Origin of the sequence: Pseudomonas alcaligenes (genome assembly GCF_041729615.1) — a bacterium.
Lineage (GTDB): Bacteria > Pseudomonadota > Gammaproteobacteria > Pseudomonadales > Pseudomonadaceae > Aquipseudomonas > Aquipseudomonas alcaligenes_B.
Genome location: NZ_CP154874.1, coordinates 700,401 through 716,792 on the forward strand (window position 1 = coordinate 700,401; position 16,392 = coordinate 716,792).

General features: G+C 66.4%; 11 protein-coding genes and 1 pseudogene. 7 read left to right on the forward strand and 5 right to left on the reverse strand.

Translation table 11 applies throughout. From position 1 onward, the window contains the following. The first annotated feature begins 6 nt into the window (after positions 1-6). Together AAG092_RS03355 and AAG092_RS03360 are read left to right on the forward strand one after the other, a co-directional pair. Positions 7-663, forward strand: a complete 657-nt coding sequence (locus tag AAG092_RS03355; RefSeq protein ID WP_373388541.1) for a hypothetical protein — start codon at positions 7-9, stop codon at positions 661-663. Further along, positions 653-1,360, forward strand: coding sequence for a class I SAM-dependent methyltransferase (locus AAG092_RS03360; RefSeq protein ID WP_373388543.1), 708 nt, complete (start codon positions 653-655; stop codon positions 1,358-1,360). The genes AAG092_RS03355 and AAG092_RS03360 overlap by 11 nt, the downstream gene beginning before the upstream one ends. Positions 1,361-2,257: 897 nt before the next feature. On the opposite strand, the gene AAG092_RS03365 is transcribed toward AAG092_RS03360, so the two are convergent. The 5 genes from AAG092_RS03365 to AAG092_RS03385 form a co-directional block, all read right to left on the reverse strand. Further along, positions 2,258-3,058, reverse strand: a complete 801-nt coding sequence (locus AAG092_RS03365; RefSeq protein WP_373388544.1) for a transglutaminase N-terminal domain-containing protein — start codon at positions 3,056-3,058, stop codon at positions 2,258-2,260. Continuing rightward, positions 3,055-4,005, reverse strand: coding sequence for an alpha-E domain-containing protein (locus tag AAG092_RS03370; protein WP_076578057.1), 951 nt, complete (start codon positions 4,003-4,005; stop codon positions 3,055-3,057). The genes AAG092_RS03365 and AAG092_RS03370 overlap by 4 nt, the downstream gene beginning before the upstream one ends. A gap of 2 nt (positions 4,006-4,007) precedes the next feature. Next, positions 4,008-5,417 (reverse strand): circularly permuted type 2 ATP-grasp protein, encoded by a 1,410-nt coding sequence (locus AAG092_RS03375; RefSeq protein WP_373388545.1) that lies wholly within the window; start codon positions 5,415-5,417, stop codon positions 4,008-4,010. Positions 5,418-5,848: 431 nt separating this feature from the next. Then, the gene (locus tag AAG092_RS03380; RefSeq protein ID WP_373388546.1) at positions 5,849-6,574 is read right to left on the reverse strand and encodes a type 1 glutamine amidotransferase; all 726 of its coding nucleotides are present in this window, start codon (positions 6,572-6,574) and stop codon (positions 5,849-5,851) included. Between the two features lie 153 nt (positions 6,575-6,727). Next, entirely contained in the window at positions 6,728-11,590 is a 4,863-nt protein-coding gene (locus AAG092_RS03385) for an NAD-glutamate dehydrogenase (RefSeq protein ID WP_373388547.1), read from the reverse strand. Positions 11,591-11,817: 227 nt separating this feature from the next. Here AAG092_RS03385 and AAG092_RS03390 point away from each other — a divergent pair, with 227 nt between their 5' ends. From AAG092_RS03390 to AAG092_RS03410, 5 genes and pseudogenes are all read left to right on the forward strand, one after another. After that, positions 11,818-12,672: a DUF1353 domain-containing protein gene (locus AAG092_RS03390; RefSeq protein WP_373388548.1), complete on the forward strand. Its 855-nt coding sequence runs from the start codon at positions 11,818-11,820 to the stop codon at positions 12,670-12,672. Between the two features lie 130 nt (positions 12,673-12,802). Beyond that, positions 12,803-13,762 carry a MoxR family ATPase gene (locus AAG092_RS03395; protein WP_110682525.1) on the forward strand — a complete coding sequence of 320 codons (960 nt, stop codon included), beginning with the start codon at positions 12,803-12,805 and terminating at the stop codon, positions 13,760-13,762. A 188-nt stretch (positions 13,763-13,950) separates the two neighbouring features. Next, positions 13,951-14,892 (forward strand): DUF58 domain-containing protein, encoded by a 942-nt coding sequence (locus tag AAG092_RS03400; RefSeq protein WP_373388549.1) that lies wholly within the window; start codon positions 13,951-13,953, stop codon positions 14,890-14,892. Next, complete coding sequence (locus tag AAG092_RS03405) at positions 14,889-15,386, forward strand: DUF4381 domain-containing protein (protein WP_373388550.1); 498 nt, start codon at positions 14,889-14,891, stop codon at positions 15,384-15,386. The genes AAG092_RS03400 and AAG092_RS03405 overlap by 4 nt, the downstream gene beginning before the upstream one ends. Continuing rightward, positions 15,379-16,390, forward strand: a pseudogene (locus tag AAG092_RS03410) (VWA domain-containing protein); the annotation flags it as partial. The gene AAG092_RS03405 and the pseudogene AAG092_RS03410, both read left to right, overlap by 8 nt. Positions 16,391-16,392: the final 2 nt, after the last annotated feature.

The window sequence follows — 16,392 nt, forward strand, 5'->3', positions numbered from 1 at the left end:
GGAAACATGCAAAAGATACTAAAGCACGCAATTTACTTATTTCTAACCATATTTGGAATAACAGCCTTCGCCAGCATTGGCGCCTTAATTTTTCTGTGGACCCAATCAACCTCAGAACAAGGCGCAAGAGAACTACCACACCTAGGCTGGCTATTGATCACCGTAATTGCCGAGGTAGTTGGAGTAATAGTCATATTCGCAAAGAAAGGCATGAAATACCTACCGGAAGTAGAAATAAATAGAAAGGAAAACGAAACTCTTGAGTTCATGCGCAACTTCATAAACTCAGGAAGCTCTGTAACAGTTGTTAGCAATCGCGTTGCATGGCTAAGAAAATCAGAGCCAATAAAAAATGCAATCATAGAAATGGCAAGAAACGGCACTCTCCTGGAAATAATAACCCCAAGCGAGGTTGATACAGACATTAGAGGCCCACTCAGCGAAGCCGGAGTCAGATTCTATGTTACAAACGAGAAACTTCCACCAGAGGCACGTTTCACCCTAGTTGACGGACATAGAAGCGGCGCAGAAAGGCTTGCCATAGCAAGAGGCGGGCATCCCGAACATGAGATCACTACATTCGACAACAACTCCGGCCCTCAAATAATTGCCATGGCCAAGGATATAATCCGTAAATCCAAGGAGCTAGCAAATGCCCCATAGATGGTGCAACTCTGCTCGCATAAGGCGAGAGCAAATCGAGTCTGGACTAGACCTGACCTTCAACGAAGTATTTAAGCCACTCTTTATTAGTCGAGTCACAGCTCTATCCCCAAGCTGTATATTAGAAATCGGCGCAGGCACTGGGCACATCTCAAAGGAACTGTCCAAAGGAGGCATATCCATTACAGCAATCGAGCCTTCAAAGGGCATGTTTGATGTAGCAAAAGATGTGTTGACCTCGACTCAAGTAGAGCTAATAAATTGTACTTCATTCGACCTACCGAAAACAAAAGTCTATCAAGTATCCATATCCCACATGGTCGCCCATGTAGTTGATGACCTAAAAGGATTTTTTATATCCATAGGAGATCATTTAACTCAAGGAGGCCATTTCATATTTTCAATCCCTCACCCATGCTTTTATAACGACTACAAAAAATTTTGGGGCAATGAATACAACTATATGACTCCTGCATCTCAGGAAGTGACATTCACCATCACAAAAGACAGTGAAAATCCCATAAGCGGCGTGCCATATCATCATCGCCCCTTATCAACGTACATAAACACATTAGTAGAAGCTGGATTTGCCATTGATGGATTTGACGAGACATATCCGAATGATGAAATCCAAAAAATGTACGGAGAGAGATGGAAATCACCGCGGTATTGTGTCTTCACCTGCAAAAAGCTCTAACAAGCAAGCAGCCTGGATATTCGTGCGTGGACAACGCTCTGCTTGCCCTCCATCGGTGCTAAGCGAAACATTCAATTCAGCTGACTCCACGCTTTTCGCCCTTACGGCGAGTCACTTTCTCTTGTTTGCCCAAGAGAAAGTAACCAAAGAGAAGGGCACCCCGACATCCGGGTTTGGCGGCTGCGCCGCCAAACTTCCCTCCCTCCGGTGCCGCTCCGGGGGCCGGCTTAGAAGGGCCATCCTTGGCCCTTTAAGCCTCTCGCCGCATCCATGCGGCTCGTCCCCCTGCGCAACACCTCCACTCGGCCTACTGACGGGGACTCGAGCTCCGAGTTGCCTGGTGGTTTTTCTTTGCGCTGCGCGCATTGATCGTTCCCACGCTCTGCGTGGGAATGTGGCTGTTGGCGCTCTGCGCCCATTGCTTGTTTTGTGTTGCTCGCAGGCCTATGACGCGGAGCGTCACGGGATGGGTTCCCACGTGGAGCGTGGGAACCATCGGGAAAGGAATACAGAACTTTCAGGCAACTCCAATCGCCCCCTTCAGGAGGCCGAACGGAATCGTTGTGGAAGGGAGCGAGCCGCATGGATGCGGCGAGAGGCTTAAAGGGCCATGGATGGCCCTTGTAAGCCGGCCCCTGGAGCAATGATGGAGTGAGGGAACCCCGCCGCAGGCGGGGCCGGATGTCGGGGGCAAGCGTTTTTGGTTCCTTTTGGGGCGACTGCCAAAAGGAACCCGCCCAGCAGGGCGGAACTGATGTTTCAACCAACACGCAAACGAGCAGCGGCACAGTTCCTATCGCGGCCAAGGCCGCTCCCACAAAGGCAGAAGCCCCCTCTCCCCCGCCCCTCTCCCGCCAGCGGGCGAGGGGAGAAAAAGCGCGCCCTGCGCGCCACGCCTCACTGCTGTTGTTGCGTCTGCATCAACGCCGCAACATTCACCCGCGCATGCATCTGCTCACCGCCACCCCCGCGCCGCATCCCGCGCACCGGACAGGCATCCAGATAATCCAGCCCCACCGCCAGCTTCAGATGCCGCTCCGGCCGCGAAAGCTGGTTGGTCACATCGAAGCTGTACCAGGCATCGCCCAGCCAGGCCTCGGCCCAGGCGTGGCTGGCCAGGTGGCCGCCGTCCTCGGTGTATAGGTAGCCGGACACATAGCGCGACGGCACGCCCAGGCTGCGCGCGCAGGCCAGGAAGGCATGGGTATGGTCCTGGCACACTCCGGCGCGGCCGGCGAAGGCCTCGGCGGCGGTGCTGTCCACCCGGGTGGCGCCCGGGGTGTAGGGCATCTGCGCGTGCAGACCGTGCATCAGGCCGATCAGGCCGTCGCGGTCGTTGCGCCCGGCACTGCTGGTGCGGGCGAAATCGCGCAGGGCGTCGTCGGCCTGGGTCAGGCGGGTGCTGCGCAGGTACGGCAGCGGCGAGCGGGTGTCGCGCTCAGACTCGCAGTGCGGGTCTATGTCCACCTGGCCGCGCGCGCCGATCACCAGCGCCTCGTGCGGCTCGTCGAGAGTCAGCACATGCAGGATGTTGCCGTAGGGGTCGCGCTGCGCGCGTACCGGCCGCGGCAGGTCGAGCTGCCAGCTGATCACCCGCTGGCGCGCGCTCTCCTGTGGGGTCAGGCGCAGGTACTGGATGCTCGCGCGCACCTGGTCGTCGTAGTGGTAGGTGGTGTCGTGGCGGATCGAGAGTCTCATACGACCTCCAGATAGGACGTGTGGATGGCGCTGCCCAGTTGACGGACGAGCAGGATGAAATCGGTGAGCCAGGTGTGCAGGCCCTCGTCGAGGACCTCGTCGATGCTGGTGTAGCGCAGGCGCGCGTCCAGTTCGGCGGCCAGGCGCTGGGCCGGGCGGCCGTTTTCGCCGGGCAGGCCGGCGAGCATCAGGTTGAGTTCTTCCATGCAGGCGCGCAGCGAGCGCGGCACTTCGGGGCGCAGCAGCAGCAGTTCGGCGATCTTGCGGGTGCGCGGCGAGCCGCGGTAGATCTCGGTGAAGGACTCGAAGGACGACAGTGCGCGCAGCAGTGCGCTCCACTCGTAGTAGCCGCGTGCCGAGGTGTCGCTGACTTCGTCGGCGGCCTCGCCGAGCATCTCGTAGCGGGCATCGAGCAGGCGCAGGGTGTTGTCGGCGCGCTCGATGAAGGTGCCCAGGCGGATGAAGCGGTAGGCCTCACCGCGCATGATGGTGCCGAAGGTGGCGCCACGGAACAGGTGCGAGCGCTCCTTGACCCACTCGCAGAAGCGGCTGATGCCGTAGCGCCCCAGGCCTTCGGCGGCGATGCCGCGCATCTCCAGCCAGGTGGCGTTGATGTTCTCCCACATGTCGGCGGTGATCCGCCCGCGCACGGCGTGGGCGTTGGCGCGCGCGGCCTGCAGGCAGCAGTAGAGACTGGCCGGGTTTTCCGCATCGAGGGCGAAGAAGTGCAGCATGCGCTCGGCGTGCAGCTGGCCGTGGCGGGTCAGGTAGTCGTCCAGGGTGCCGGTGATCAGCAGCGGCAGGGCCAGTTCGTCGAGGCCGTCGCCACAGCCGTCGTGCGGCATCAGCGACAGCGAATAGCTGACGTCGAGCATGCGCGCGAGGTTCTCGGCGCGCTCCAGGTAGCGCGACATCCAGTACAGGTCGGAGGCAGTTCTCGAAAGCATGATCAGTCCTCCACCACCCAGGTGTCCTTGGTCCCGCCGCCCTGAGACGAGTTGACCACCAGCGAGCCCTCGCGCAGCGCCACGCGGGTCAGACCGCCGGGCACCAGGCGGGTTTCGCGACCGGACAGGACGAACGGGCGCAGGTCGATATGGCGCGGCGCCACGCCGCTCTCGACGAAGGTCGGGCAGGTCGACAGGCTCAGGGTGGGCTGGGCGATATAGGCCGCCGGGTTGGCCTTGAGGCGCTCGCGGAACAGCTCGATCTCGGCCTTGGTGGCAGCCGGGCCGACCAGCATGCCGTAGCCGCCGGAGCCCTGGGTTTCCTTGACCACCAGCTCGGGCAGGTGGGCCAGCACGTGGGACAGTTCCTCGGGCTTGCGGCACTGCCAGGTGGGCACGTTCTTGAGGATCGGCTCCTCGTCCAGGTAGAAGCGGATCATGTCGCCGACATAGGGGTAGATCGACTTGTCGTCCGCCACCCCGGTGCCCACCGCATTGGCCAGCACCACGTTGCCGCTGCGGTAGGCGGCCAGCAGGCCGGGCACGCCGAGCATGGAGTCGGGGTTGAAGGCCAGCGGGTCGAGGAAGGCGTCGTCCAGGCGACGGTAGATCACGTCCACCGGCTGCGGGCCGGCGGTGGTGCGCATGAACACGCGGTCGTCGCGGACGAACAGGTCGGCGCCCTCGACCAGCTCCACGCCCATCTCGCGGGCGAGGAAGGCGTGCTCGAAATAGGCGCTGTTGAAGCGGCCCGGGGTAAGCACCACCACGGATGGGTTGTCGATCGGGCTGGAGCTCTTCAGGGTGTCCAGCAGCAGGCTCGGGTAGTGGTCGATGGGCGCCACCCGCTGCTGGGCGAACAGCTCGGGGAACAGGCGCATCATCATCTTGCGGTCTTCCAGCATGTAGCTGACGCCGCTGGGCGTGCGCAGGTTGTCCTCCAGCACGTAGAAGCTGCCGTCGCCGTCGCGCACCAGGTCGACGCCGGCGATATGGGCGTAGATGTCGCGGTGCAGGTCGAGGCCCTGCATGGCCAGCTGGTAGCCCTCGTTGGCCAGCACCTGCTCGGCCGGGATGATGCCGGCCTTGAGGATGCGCTGGTCATGGTAGAGGTCGGCGAGGAACAGGTTCAGCGCCTGCACGCGCTGGATGCAGCCGCTCTCGACGATGCGCCACTCGCTGGCGGGGATGCTGCGCGGGATGGTGTCGAAGGGGATCAGGCGCTCGGTGCCCTGTTCGTCGCCGTAGAGGGTGAAGGTGATGCCGGCGCGGTGGAACAGCAGGTCGGCTTCGCGGCGGCGCTGGGCCTGCACTTCGGCGGGCGTGTCGGCCAGCCAGCGGGCAAACTCCCGGTAGTGCGGGCGGACTGCGCCGCTCGCGTCGTACATCTCGTCATAAAAGGTGCGGGCCATGCCGTACTCCTTGTCACCCGGACAGGAGTGCCATCGCAAGGCCCGTGCCACGAAATTTATCGTTCTATTTCAATAACCTGTATGACAACCCCGAGATCCTCGCACCAATTCAGGGCAATATCGGGCGCCGCGCCGGCGGCCGCGCCCCAGGCCGTGGCAGCCTCTCTATGGGGTGCATAGGCAGCTTCGATTTCCCCTGCCGGCGGCGGCTGGGCAGACTGCACGGCATCGAACGGCGGCTGCATCAGGCCCGCCGCTTCGCAGATCGGCGCTCCCCTTCTGCCGATCGCTCCTGCTCGAGCGGCCTTTTTTATGGCTGACTGAAAGTGCTAGCCCGGATGCAATCCGGGAAGCAGGCAGCGCCCTCCCCGGATTGCACCCGGGCTACGCCGCAGAATCCGTGTAGGAAAAATGCGCCACGCCGGGACAGATCAGACAGCCCGGGCCAACGCCGGCTCGCCGAAGGCCAGGTGCAGCCAGTGCTGGTAGAAGCCCTCCGCCACCCGGTTGAGGGCGCTGACCCGGCTCGGCAGGTCGGCCAGCATCTGGCGCAGGCCCTGCTGGCTGGCCTGGGTCTCGTCGAGCAGGTGCGACCAGTCGCGCAGCCAGTTCTCCACCACCTCCACCGTCACTTCGGGATGGCCCTGCAGGGCCAGCACCTTGTCGCCCCAGGCGAAGCCCTGGTTCGGGCACCAGGGGCTGGACAGCAGCCACTCGGCGCCAGGCGGCAGCTCGAAGGTGTCGCTGTGCCACTGGTACACGGGAAATTCGCGCGGCAGGTGCGCCAGCCAGGGGTTGCCGTTGTCGCGCCGCACCAGCGGCTGCCAGCCCACTTCGGTGTAGGGCATGCGGTGCACGGCCGCGCCGAGGGCCTTGGCGATCAGCTGGCCGCCCAGGCAGTGGCCGATCAGGGGAATGTCACGCTGGATGAAGTGGCGCAATGCGTCGATTTCCGCCCTGATCCAGGGCAGGTCGTCGTTCACGCTCATGGGGCCGCCCATCACCGCCACCGCACGGGGACGGTCGAGGTCGACGCGCGCCAGCTCGCCGAGATCGGCGCGCAGCACGGTGAAATCGAGTTGCTGGGCCTGCAGGACGCTGGCCAGGTGACCCGGGGGACAATAATCGACGTGGGTCAGAATCAGGATGTCGGTCATGACTGCTCTCCGCTGTCCGCTTGCCAACGCAAGGCCCGTGCCGAAACACGGACCCGCACCGGTCTGACGGACTTTTTATTTGCGAGCAGGCTAACCGAGGCCGGCATCGCCGGCTAGTGGCCCGCACGGCGAATGCCTGCGGGCCGCGCCGGGTCAGGGAATGCACACCCCCTGCTTGTCGCTCTGCGCCAGGTCCATCAGCTCGCGGTTGGCCACGGCGTACATGGCGTAGTCGGTGCCGGTGGCCGCGCGCAGTTCGGCGAGCATGGCCAGCCAGCGCTGCACCAGCGGCCTGTGCTGTTCCAGCCAGAAGGCCACCCGCTGCTCGATGTCCTTGGGCCCCTCGGCCATCTGCAGCACGGCGATGGTGATGGCGCGCTGCTGCCAGTCCAGGTCGTCGCGGAACGCCTCGCGGGCCAGGGCCTGCCAGTTGTTCTCCACCGGTAGGCCGGTGACCTGCTGCAGGTACCAGGACAGCTCCAGCGCGCCGCCCACCGCGAAGTAGGCGGTGGCCACGTCCGCCGCCGGCTGGCCGGTGACGTCGGCGGCCTCGATGATCGGCAACAGGGTGTACAGGTGGCTGGTGCCGGCGACCACGCGGGCCAGCTCCTCCGGCGCGCCGGCCTCGACGAAGCTCTGGTAGCGCGCCAGCCACTGTTCGCGGGCCGGGCCTTCGAGCAGCTCGTCCAGGCGCCCGGCCAGCTCGGCCACGCGCGGGGCGAAGTGGCCGACGTCGCGGGCGGCGTCCAGGTCCTCGCGGCGGCTGCGCAGGAACCAGCGGGTGGCGCGGCGGCCCAGGCGCATCAGCTCGTCCATCAGCTGCAGCTGCAGTTCGGCCGGCACCTTGTAGTCCAGCGCCTCGATCTGCTTCCACCAGTGCGGCAGGCGGAACACGTCGCGCACGATGACGTAGGCGCCGGCGACGTTGGCCGCGCTCATGCCGGTGGACTCCTTCAGGCGCTGCACGAAGGTGATGCCCATGTGGTTGACCAGGTCGTTGGCGATCTGCGTGCTGACGATCTCGCGCTTGAGGCGGTGACGGCGCATGGCCTCGCCGAACTTCTGCGTCAGGCGCGCCGGGAAGGCGGTCTGCATCTCGCGGGCCAGGTAGTCGTCGTCCGGCACCAGGGATTTCAGCAGCGCTTCCTTGAGGTCGATCTTGCTGTAGGAGATCAGCACCGACAGCTCCGGCCGGGTCAGGCCGCGGCCGTTGGCGGCGCGCTCGTTGAGCTCGTCGTCGCTGGGCAGGAACTCCAGGGCGCGGTCCAGCTTGCCGGCCGCCTCCAGCGCCGCCATCAGGCGCTTGTACTCCGGCAGGCGCTCGCGGGCGCGGCGCTCGGCCAGGGACAGGGCCTGGGTCTGCTTGTAGTTGTTGCCCAGCACCAGGTTGCCGACGTCGTCGGTCATCTCGGCCAGCAGCTTGTTGCGCTGCTTGCCGGTCATGTCGCCGGCGCCGACGATCTCGCCCAGGAGGATCTTGATGTTGACCTCGTGGTCGGAGCAGTCCACGCCGCCGGCGTTGTCGATGAAGTCGGTGTTGCTGGCGCCGCCATTGAGGCCGAACTCGACGCGGCCGAGCTGGGTCATGCCGAGGTTGCCGCCCTCGCCCACCACCTTGGCGCGCAGTTCGTTGCCGTTGACGCGCAGGCCGTCGTTGGCCTTGTCGCCGACGTCGGCATGGCTCTCCTTGCTCGACTTGACGTAGGTGCCGATGCCGCCGTTCCACAGCAGGTCGACCGGCGCCTTGAGCAGAGCGTTGATCAGCTCGGTGGGCGCCAGCTTGTCGGCCTGGATGTCGAAGCGCGCCTTCATCTGCGGGGTGATGGCGATGCTCTTGGCGCTGCGCAGGAAGATGCCGCCGCCCTCGGAGATCAGCTTGGCGTCGTAGTCGGCCCAGGACGAGCGCGGCAGGTCGAACATGCGCTTGCGCTCGACGAAGCTCTTGGCCGGGTCCGGATTGGGGTCGATGAAGATGTGCATGTGGTTGAACGCAGCCACCATCTGCAGCTTGTCCGACAGCAGCAGGCCGTTGCCGAACACGTCGCCGGCCATGTCGCCGATGCCGATGACGGTGATGCTGTCCTTCTGCACGTCGATGCCGCGCTCGCGGAAGTGGCGCTGCACGCTGACCCAGCCGCCCTTGGCGGTGATGCCCATGCCTTTGTGGTCGTAGCCGGCCGAGCCGCCGGAGGCGAAGGCGTCACCCAGCCAGAAGCCATAGTCCAGGGCGATGCCGTTGGCGATGTCGGAGAAGGTCGCGGTGCCCTTGTCCGCCGCCACCACCAGGTAGGGGTCGTCCGGATCGTGGCGCACCACGCCTTCCGGCGGCACCACCTTGCCGTCCTTGAGGTTGTCGGTGATGTCCAGCAGGCCGCTGATGAAGATGCGGTAGCAGGCGATGCCCTCGGCCAGCACCTCGTCGCGGTTGCCGCCGAGCGGCAGCTTGCGCGGCACGAAGCCGCCCTTGGCGCCCATCGGCACGATCACCGCGTTCTTCACCTGCTGCGCCTTGACCAGGCCGAGCACCTCGGTGCGGAAGTCCTCCTCGCGGTCGGACCAGCGCAGGCCGCCGCGGGCCACGTCGCCGAAGCGCAGGTGCACGCCCTCGACGCGCGGGCAGTAGACGAAGATCTCGAACTTCGGCACCGGCCGCGGGATCTCCGGGATCAGCCGCGGGCTGAGCTTGAAGCTGAAGTAGTGCTTGGGCTGGCCGTCGGCACCGTTCTGGAAGAAGTTGGTGCGCAGGGTGGCCTTGATCAGGTCCAGGTAGCGCCGCAGGATGCGGTCCTCGTTGAGCACCGCGACGTTGTCCAGGGCGGCGAGGATGGCCTGCTCGAGCTTCTGCTGCTTGTCCTCCAGGTCCTCGGCGGAGAGCTTGCGCGCCAGGTAGAAGCGGGTGCGGAACAGACGCACCAGCTCCTTGGCGATATCGGCGTGGTTGACCAGGGTGGCGGCGATGTAGCCGAGGTCGAAGCCCAGGCGGATCTGCTTGAGGTAGCGCGCGTAGGCGCGCAGCAGCGCCACGTCGCGCCAGGGCATGGCGGCGGTCAGCACCAGGCGGTTGAAGCCGTCGTTCTCGGCCTCGCCGCTGACGATGTGGATGAAGGCGTCCTGCAGGGTCTCGTTGAGCTGCTGGATGTCGACGTCGACGCCTTCGGCGGTGGTGAAGGCGAAGTCGTGGATCCAGAACTCGCGGCCGTCGGCGCGGCGCAGCTTGTAGGGGAACTCGCCGAGCACGCGCAGGCCGAGGTTCTCCAGGATCGGCAACACGTCGGACAGCGGCAGGGGCGTGTCGGCGTGGTAGAGCTTGCAGTGCAGCTCCTGCTCGCCCTGGGTCAGCGGCTGGTAGAAGCTCATCACCAGCGGGCGCTCGTCGGACAGGCTGAGCAGGTGCTGCATGTCGACCACCGCCGAGTGCGGGGCGAAGCGCTCGGTGTAGCCGGCCGGGAAGCCTTTCGGGAAATCGGCCAGGACGTTGGTGCCCTGGGCCTCGCCGAAGCTCTCGACGATCAGGCTGGCGTAGTCGTCCTTCCACGAACGGCAGGCCTGCACCACTTCCTTCTCCAGGCGCAGCGGGTCGATCTGCACGCGGTTCTTCGGGTCGACCTTGAGGATGAACTGCACGCGCGCCAGCACCGACTCGGAGAAGTAGGTCCAGAACTCGCAGTCGCTGGCCTGCAGGCGCTCCATCAGCACCTGCTGGATCTTCACCCGCGTCTCGGTGGAATACACGTCACGCGGCACGTAGGCCAGGCAGTAGGCGAAGCGGCCGTAGGGGTCGCGGCGCAGGAACAGGCGCAGCTTGTTGCGCTCCTGGATCTGCACGATGGCGATGGCGGTGTTGAACAGCTCGTCCACCGGGGTCTGGAACAGGTCGTCGCGCGGCAGCACTTCCAGCACCTGCTCCAGCTCCTTGCCCAGGTGCGCCTTGGGGTCGAAGCCGGAGCGGCGGCTGATCTCGTCGACCTTGCGGCGGATGTAGGGAATGCGCTTGACGCTCTCGGCGTACACCGACGAGGTGTACAGGCCCATGAAGCGGCATTCCTTGACCACCTTGCCCTTGGCGTCCAGCTCGCGGATCGAGACGAAGTCCGGGTAGGCCGGGCGGTGCACGCGGCTCGGCGTGGCGGCCTTGGCGAAGGACAGCAGCAGCGGCCCGCGCAGGTAGTCCACCGCCTCCTTCTCGATGTGCAGCTCGTCCTTCTTCAGGCCCACGCGCAGGCGCTTGGACAGGCCGAGCAGAGAAGACTCGTCGTACACCAGGTGGCCGCCGTCCTTCTCCTCGACCACGGTGAACTCCTCGTAGCCGAGGAAGGTGAAGTGGTTGTCCAGCAGCCAGGCGAGGAAGGTCTTGATCTCCTCCAGCTCGGCGCCATCGACCTTGAGCTTGGCCTTGTCCAGCCAGGCCAGCAGCTGCTCGGCGCGGGCCTTCATCGGCTGGAAGTCGGCGACCGCCAGGCGCACTTCCTCGAGCACCTCGTGCAGGGCCTTCTCCAGGGTGCGCAGCTCGCCGACGTTGGCGCAGCGGTCGATCTCCAGGTACATCAGCGCCTCGTGCTGCACGTCCTTGCCGCTGCTGCCCTTGGCCAGCAGCTGCTGCAGCTCGCCGCCCTTCTTGCGCTTCACGCTGAACACGCTGTTCTGCAGGGTGTGGATGCTGTAGCCGCGACGGTTCAGCTCCATGCGCACCGAGTCGACCAGGAACGGCAGGTCGGCGTGCAGCACCTCCACCGCGGTGTGGGTGGACTGCCAGCCATGCTTCTCGTAATCCGGGTTGTACACCCGCACCACCGGCTTGGCGGCGTCGAAACGTTCGAGCAGGCGCCAGGACGACAGGGTGCAGCCGGCCAGGTCGCCGAGGCGGCGCTGGGTGAGTTCGTCGAGGGAGACGATGCCGAAGAACTGCTCGGCGAACAGGGCCACTTGTGGCAGGACCTGCTCGCTGACGTGCTGGGCCAGCGCCGCTTGCAGTTGATGCTGGAAGTCGGTCTTGCTGGCAGCAGTGAAGAACGCCATGGTGATGCTCCGCTGGTGTTGTTATTCGTGTATGGGCGCGCGGCGCCGGGATTCCATGCAGTCTAGGCGATGGACTGGACTCGGCAGGCGCAGGGCGACCATGAGGTCACGGCAAGCTTAGCGGCCGCCCATGGCAGCTGGATTGCGGCGGCGCGACATATTCGTTCATCGCCATGCAGGAGCATCCGCTGATAAGGTTCCGCTCTATGCAATCGGGAAGGGAAGCCATGCAGTCTCCGTTTCATCGCCACCTGCTGATCCACTTCGGCAACCTGCTGGTCACCGCCATCGGCCTGGCCCTGCTCGGCCTGGCCGCCTGGCTGCAGCCGTCGCTGGTGGCGCCCCTGCTGTGGGCCGGGGTGCCGGTCTACCTCGGCGTGCTGCTGCCGCGCTGGGCCGGCCGCGCCGAGCGCCGGCGCCGCGCCGCGGCGGCGCGCGCCGCCAGCGAGGCGAAGTGGGGCTTCGCCTGCCGCGACCACGCCGGCCCCTGGCTCAACTACATCGACCAGCCCTTCGTGCGCCACTGCCCGGAGTTCGCCGGGCGCTACTTCTATGGCGAGTGGCTGCTGCTCCACGATGGCTGGCTGGTAGTCAACCCGGGGCACTCCAGCGTCGACCTGCAGCGTCAGGAAGTGCGCTACGACTTCAGCCGCAGCAGCACCTACGCCTGGGACGGCTGCACACCCAAGGTGCCGTTCTACTGGCTGGCCATCATCGGCATCCCGGACTGGTGGGAGAAGCCGCACCGGGTGCTGCGCCTGTGCGACGGGCAGCTCTGCGCAGGCGAGGTGTTCTGGCCGCTGGCGCACCCGGCCAGCCTGGTGCACGACGCCCTCTACCAGTACCTGAACGCCGCCCCGGTGGCCAAGCACGAGGCCGACCTGCTGTTCCTGCGCATGCTGCGCGAGGCCGGCATGGCCTGGCCGCTGGCTTTCGCCTACTACCTGGCGGTGCGCCTGTTCGGCGCGCCCGACGTGCGCGGGCCGCGCCCCGGCAACAGCGCGCTGCGCTGCACCAGCCCGCTACCGGGGCTGGAGGCGCCGGCGGCGCTGAACTTCGCCGCGGCAGCACGGTCTGTGTGAGCCGCGCGGAAGCGGAACTGGTCGGCAGAGCCGGCCGGGGGCATGCCAGTTAGCGCGCCGATGCAGTAGAGTTGGCAGCCCGATCGGGTGATTTCGGCAACCCGTCAGTCCCTTTCCAGGAAGATCCTCGATGGAACATCGTGAGGCGCTTGTCGCGCTGCGGCAATTTCTCGCTACCCAGATTCTCGGCCAGGAAAAGCTCATCGAGCGCCTGCTGATCGCCCTGCTGGCCGACGGCCATCTGCTGGTCGAGGGCGCCCCCGGCCTGGCCAAGACCAAGGCGATCAAGGAGCTGGCCGAGGGCATCGAGGCCGAGTTCCACCGCATCCAGTTCACTCCCGACCTGCTCCCGGCCGACATCACCGGCACCGAGATCTACCGCCCGGAAACCGGCAGCTTCGTGTTCCAGCAGGGGCCGATCTTCCACAACCTGGTGCTGGCCGACGAGATCAACCGCGCCCCGGCCAAGGTGCAGTCGGCCCTGCTGGAGGCCATGGCCGAGCGCCAGGTCAGCATCGGCCGCTCGACCTACGACCTGTCGCCGCTGTTCCTGGTGATGGCCACGCAGAACCCCATCGAGCAGGAAGGCACCTACCCGCTGCCCGAGGCCCAGCTCGACCGCTTCCTGATGCACGTGAAGATCGGTTTCCCGGACGCCAGCGTGGAGCGCAAGATCCTCGCCCAGGCTCGCGGCGACGCCCTGCACGGCGAGGCCAAGCCGGAACACCGGGTCAGCCAGCAGGCGATCTTCGCCGCGCGCCAGGAAATCCTCGGCCTGTATATGGCCGACGCCGTGGAGGAATACCTGGTGCAGCTGGTGATGGCCACCCGCACCCCGGCCAAGCACGACGCCGAACTGGCCGAGTGGATCGCCTACGGCGCCAGCCCGCGCGGCTCGATCGCCCTCGACCGCTGCGCGCGCGCCCACGCCTGGCTGGCCGGGCGCGACTTCGTCAGCCCCGAGGACATCCAGGCGGTGCTGTTCGACGTGCTGCGCCACCGCATCATCCTGTCGTTCGAGGCCGAGGCCGCCGGCATCGACCAGGACCGGGTGATCCAGCGCATCCTCGACGTGGTGGCGGTGGCCTGATGCCGCGCACGACAGCCAACCGCCCATCTCCCGCGTGCGGGAGATGGGCCAAAGCGGCTTTCTCCCCTCTCCCATTTATGGGAGAGGGGCGGGGGAGAGGGTCATAGGCCACACTACCTTCTCCCCGGCCCTCTCCCACTCGTGGGAGAGGGAGCACTCCTGCGCCGTAGGCTGAGGTTCCGCGCCCCATGCACGCCCAGCCCACACCTCCCGGCATCCGCGTCAGCCTCGCCGAGCTGATCGAGATGCGTCACCGCGTGCGCGAGGTGCAGCTGTTCTCCACCCCGGCCAAGCGCAGCCCGCTGATCGGTCTGCACCATTCCAAGCTGCGCGGGCGCGGCGTCGACTTCGACCAGGTGCGGGTGTACCAGGCCGGCGACGACGTGCGCACCATCGACTGGCGCGTCACCGCGCGCACCCAGGAGCCGCACACCAAGCTGTTCCACGAGGAGCGCGAGCGGCCGATCTTCATCATGGTCGAGCAGAGCCGGCGGCTGTTCTTCGGGTCACGCCTGCAGTTCAAGTCGGTGCTCGCCGCCCAGGCGGCCAGCCTGTTCGGCTGGGCCGCGCTGGCGCACAACGACCGCATCGGCGGCCTGGTGTTCGGCGATGCCGAGCACCACGAGATCAAGCCACGGCGCAGCAAGCAGAGCCTGCTGCAGCTGCTCAACCGCCTGGCCCGCGCCAACCAGGCCCTGCACCCGGACGCGGCGAACGGCCGCGACAGCTTCGGCCTGGCCCTGCGCCGCGCCCGCGAGGTGCTGCGCCCGGGCAGCCTGGCGATCATCCTGTGCGACGAGCGCGCGCTCAACGATGCCACCGAGCAGCAGCTCACCCTGCTGGCGCGGCACACCGACCTGCTGCTGCTGCCGTTGTCCGACCCGCTCGACCACGAGCTGCCCGACGCCGGGCTGCTGCGCTTCATCGAGCAGGGTGCGCAGCTGGAGCTGGACACCAGCGGCGAGGCGCTGCGCGTCACCTACGGCGGCCTGGCCGAACAGCGCCGCGCGCGCTGGCAGCGCCTGGCGCTGAAGCTCGGCGTGCCGCTGCTGGCCCTGTCCACCGCCGGCGAACTGGTGGAACAGCTGCGCGAACACCTCAGCAGCCAGCAACCGGGCAAGCGGCCATGAACCCGCTCGACCAGCTGCAACCGACGATCGCCCCGCCGCCGGTGCCCTGGTGGCCGCCGGCGCCCGGCTGGTGGGCGCTACTGGTGCTCATCCCGCTGCTGCTCTGGGGCCTGTGGTACCTGCGCCGCTATCTGCCCAGGCGCAAGCGCGCGCTGCAGGTACAGGAGCAGCCGCTCGACCCGCTGCGCCAGGCCGCCCTGGCCGAGCTGGCGCGCCTGGTGCGCCCCTACGACGGCCAGCACGCCGGCCCCTGGCTGCAGCAGCTCAACGCCCTGCTCAAGCGCCTGGCCCGTGCCGACTACCCCAACGACAACAGCCACGTGCTCAGCGGCCGTGCCTGGCTGGCGTTCCTCGACAGCCGCTGCCCGGCCGCCGGCCTGACCCGCTGGATGATCCTGGTCGAGGGCACCTACCGCAGCCACTGCAGCCTCGACGACAAGGCCATCAACGGCCTCAACCAGGCCGTCGACACCTGGATTCGCAAGCATGTTTGAGTTCGCCTGGCCCTGGGCCCTGCTCCTCGCTCCGCTGCCCTGGCTGCTACGCCTGCTGCTGCCGGCGGCGGACAGCGGCGAGGCGGCGCTCAAGGTCAGCTTCCTCGCCGAGCTGGAGGGCCTCAGCGGGCGCCGCGCCCGCGCCAACCTGCCGGCCTGGCGCCAGCAGGCGCCCTTCGTCCTGCTGTGGATGTTCCTGCTGCTGGCCGCCGCCCGCCCGGAATGGGTCGGCGAGCCGCTGCCCCTGCCGGCCAGCGGCCGCGACCTGCTGCTGGCGGTGGACGTGTCCGGCTCCATGGACCACGCCGACATGCAGTGGGACGGCGAGGACATCAGCCGCCTGGAACTGGTCAAGCGGCTGTTCGGCGACTTCATCGAGGAGCGCCAGGGCGATCGCGTCGGCCTGATCCTGTTCGGCAGCCAGGCCTACCTGCAGTCGCCACTGACCTTCGATCGCCACACCGTGCGCACCTGGCTGGACGAGGCGCTGATCGGCATCGCCGGGCCGCAGACCGCCATCGGTGATGCCATCGGCCTGGCGGTCAAGCGCCTGCGCCAGCGCCCGGCCGACAGCCGTGTACTGGTGCTGATCACCGACGGCGCCAACAACGGCGGCGAGATCGAGCCGAAGGTCGCCGCACGCCTGGCCGCCGAGCAGCAGGTGAAGATCTACACCATCGGCATCGGCGCCGACCCCGAGCAGAGCGGCATCATGGGCATGCTCGGGCTCAACCCCGGGGTCGACCTGGACGAGGCGACCCTGATCGAGATCGCCGAGCAGACCGGCGGCAGCTACTTCCGCGCCCGCACCAGCGCGGAGCTGCAACGCATCGAAGAGACCCTCGACCAGCTGGAGCCGGCCGCCCAGCTGCCGACCCGCGCGCGCCCGGCGCTGGCCCTGTACCCCTGGCCGCTGGCCGCGGCGCTGCTGGTCAGCCTGCTGCTGGTGGCGCGCGAGCTGTGGCCGCAGCGCTGGCAGGCGCTGGCCGCGCGCCTGGCGAGGAGC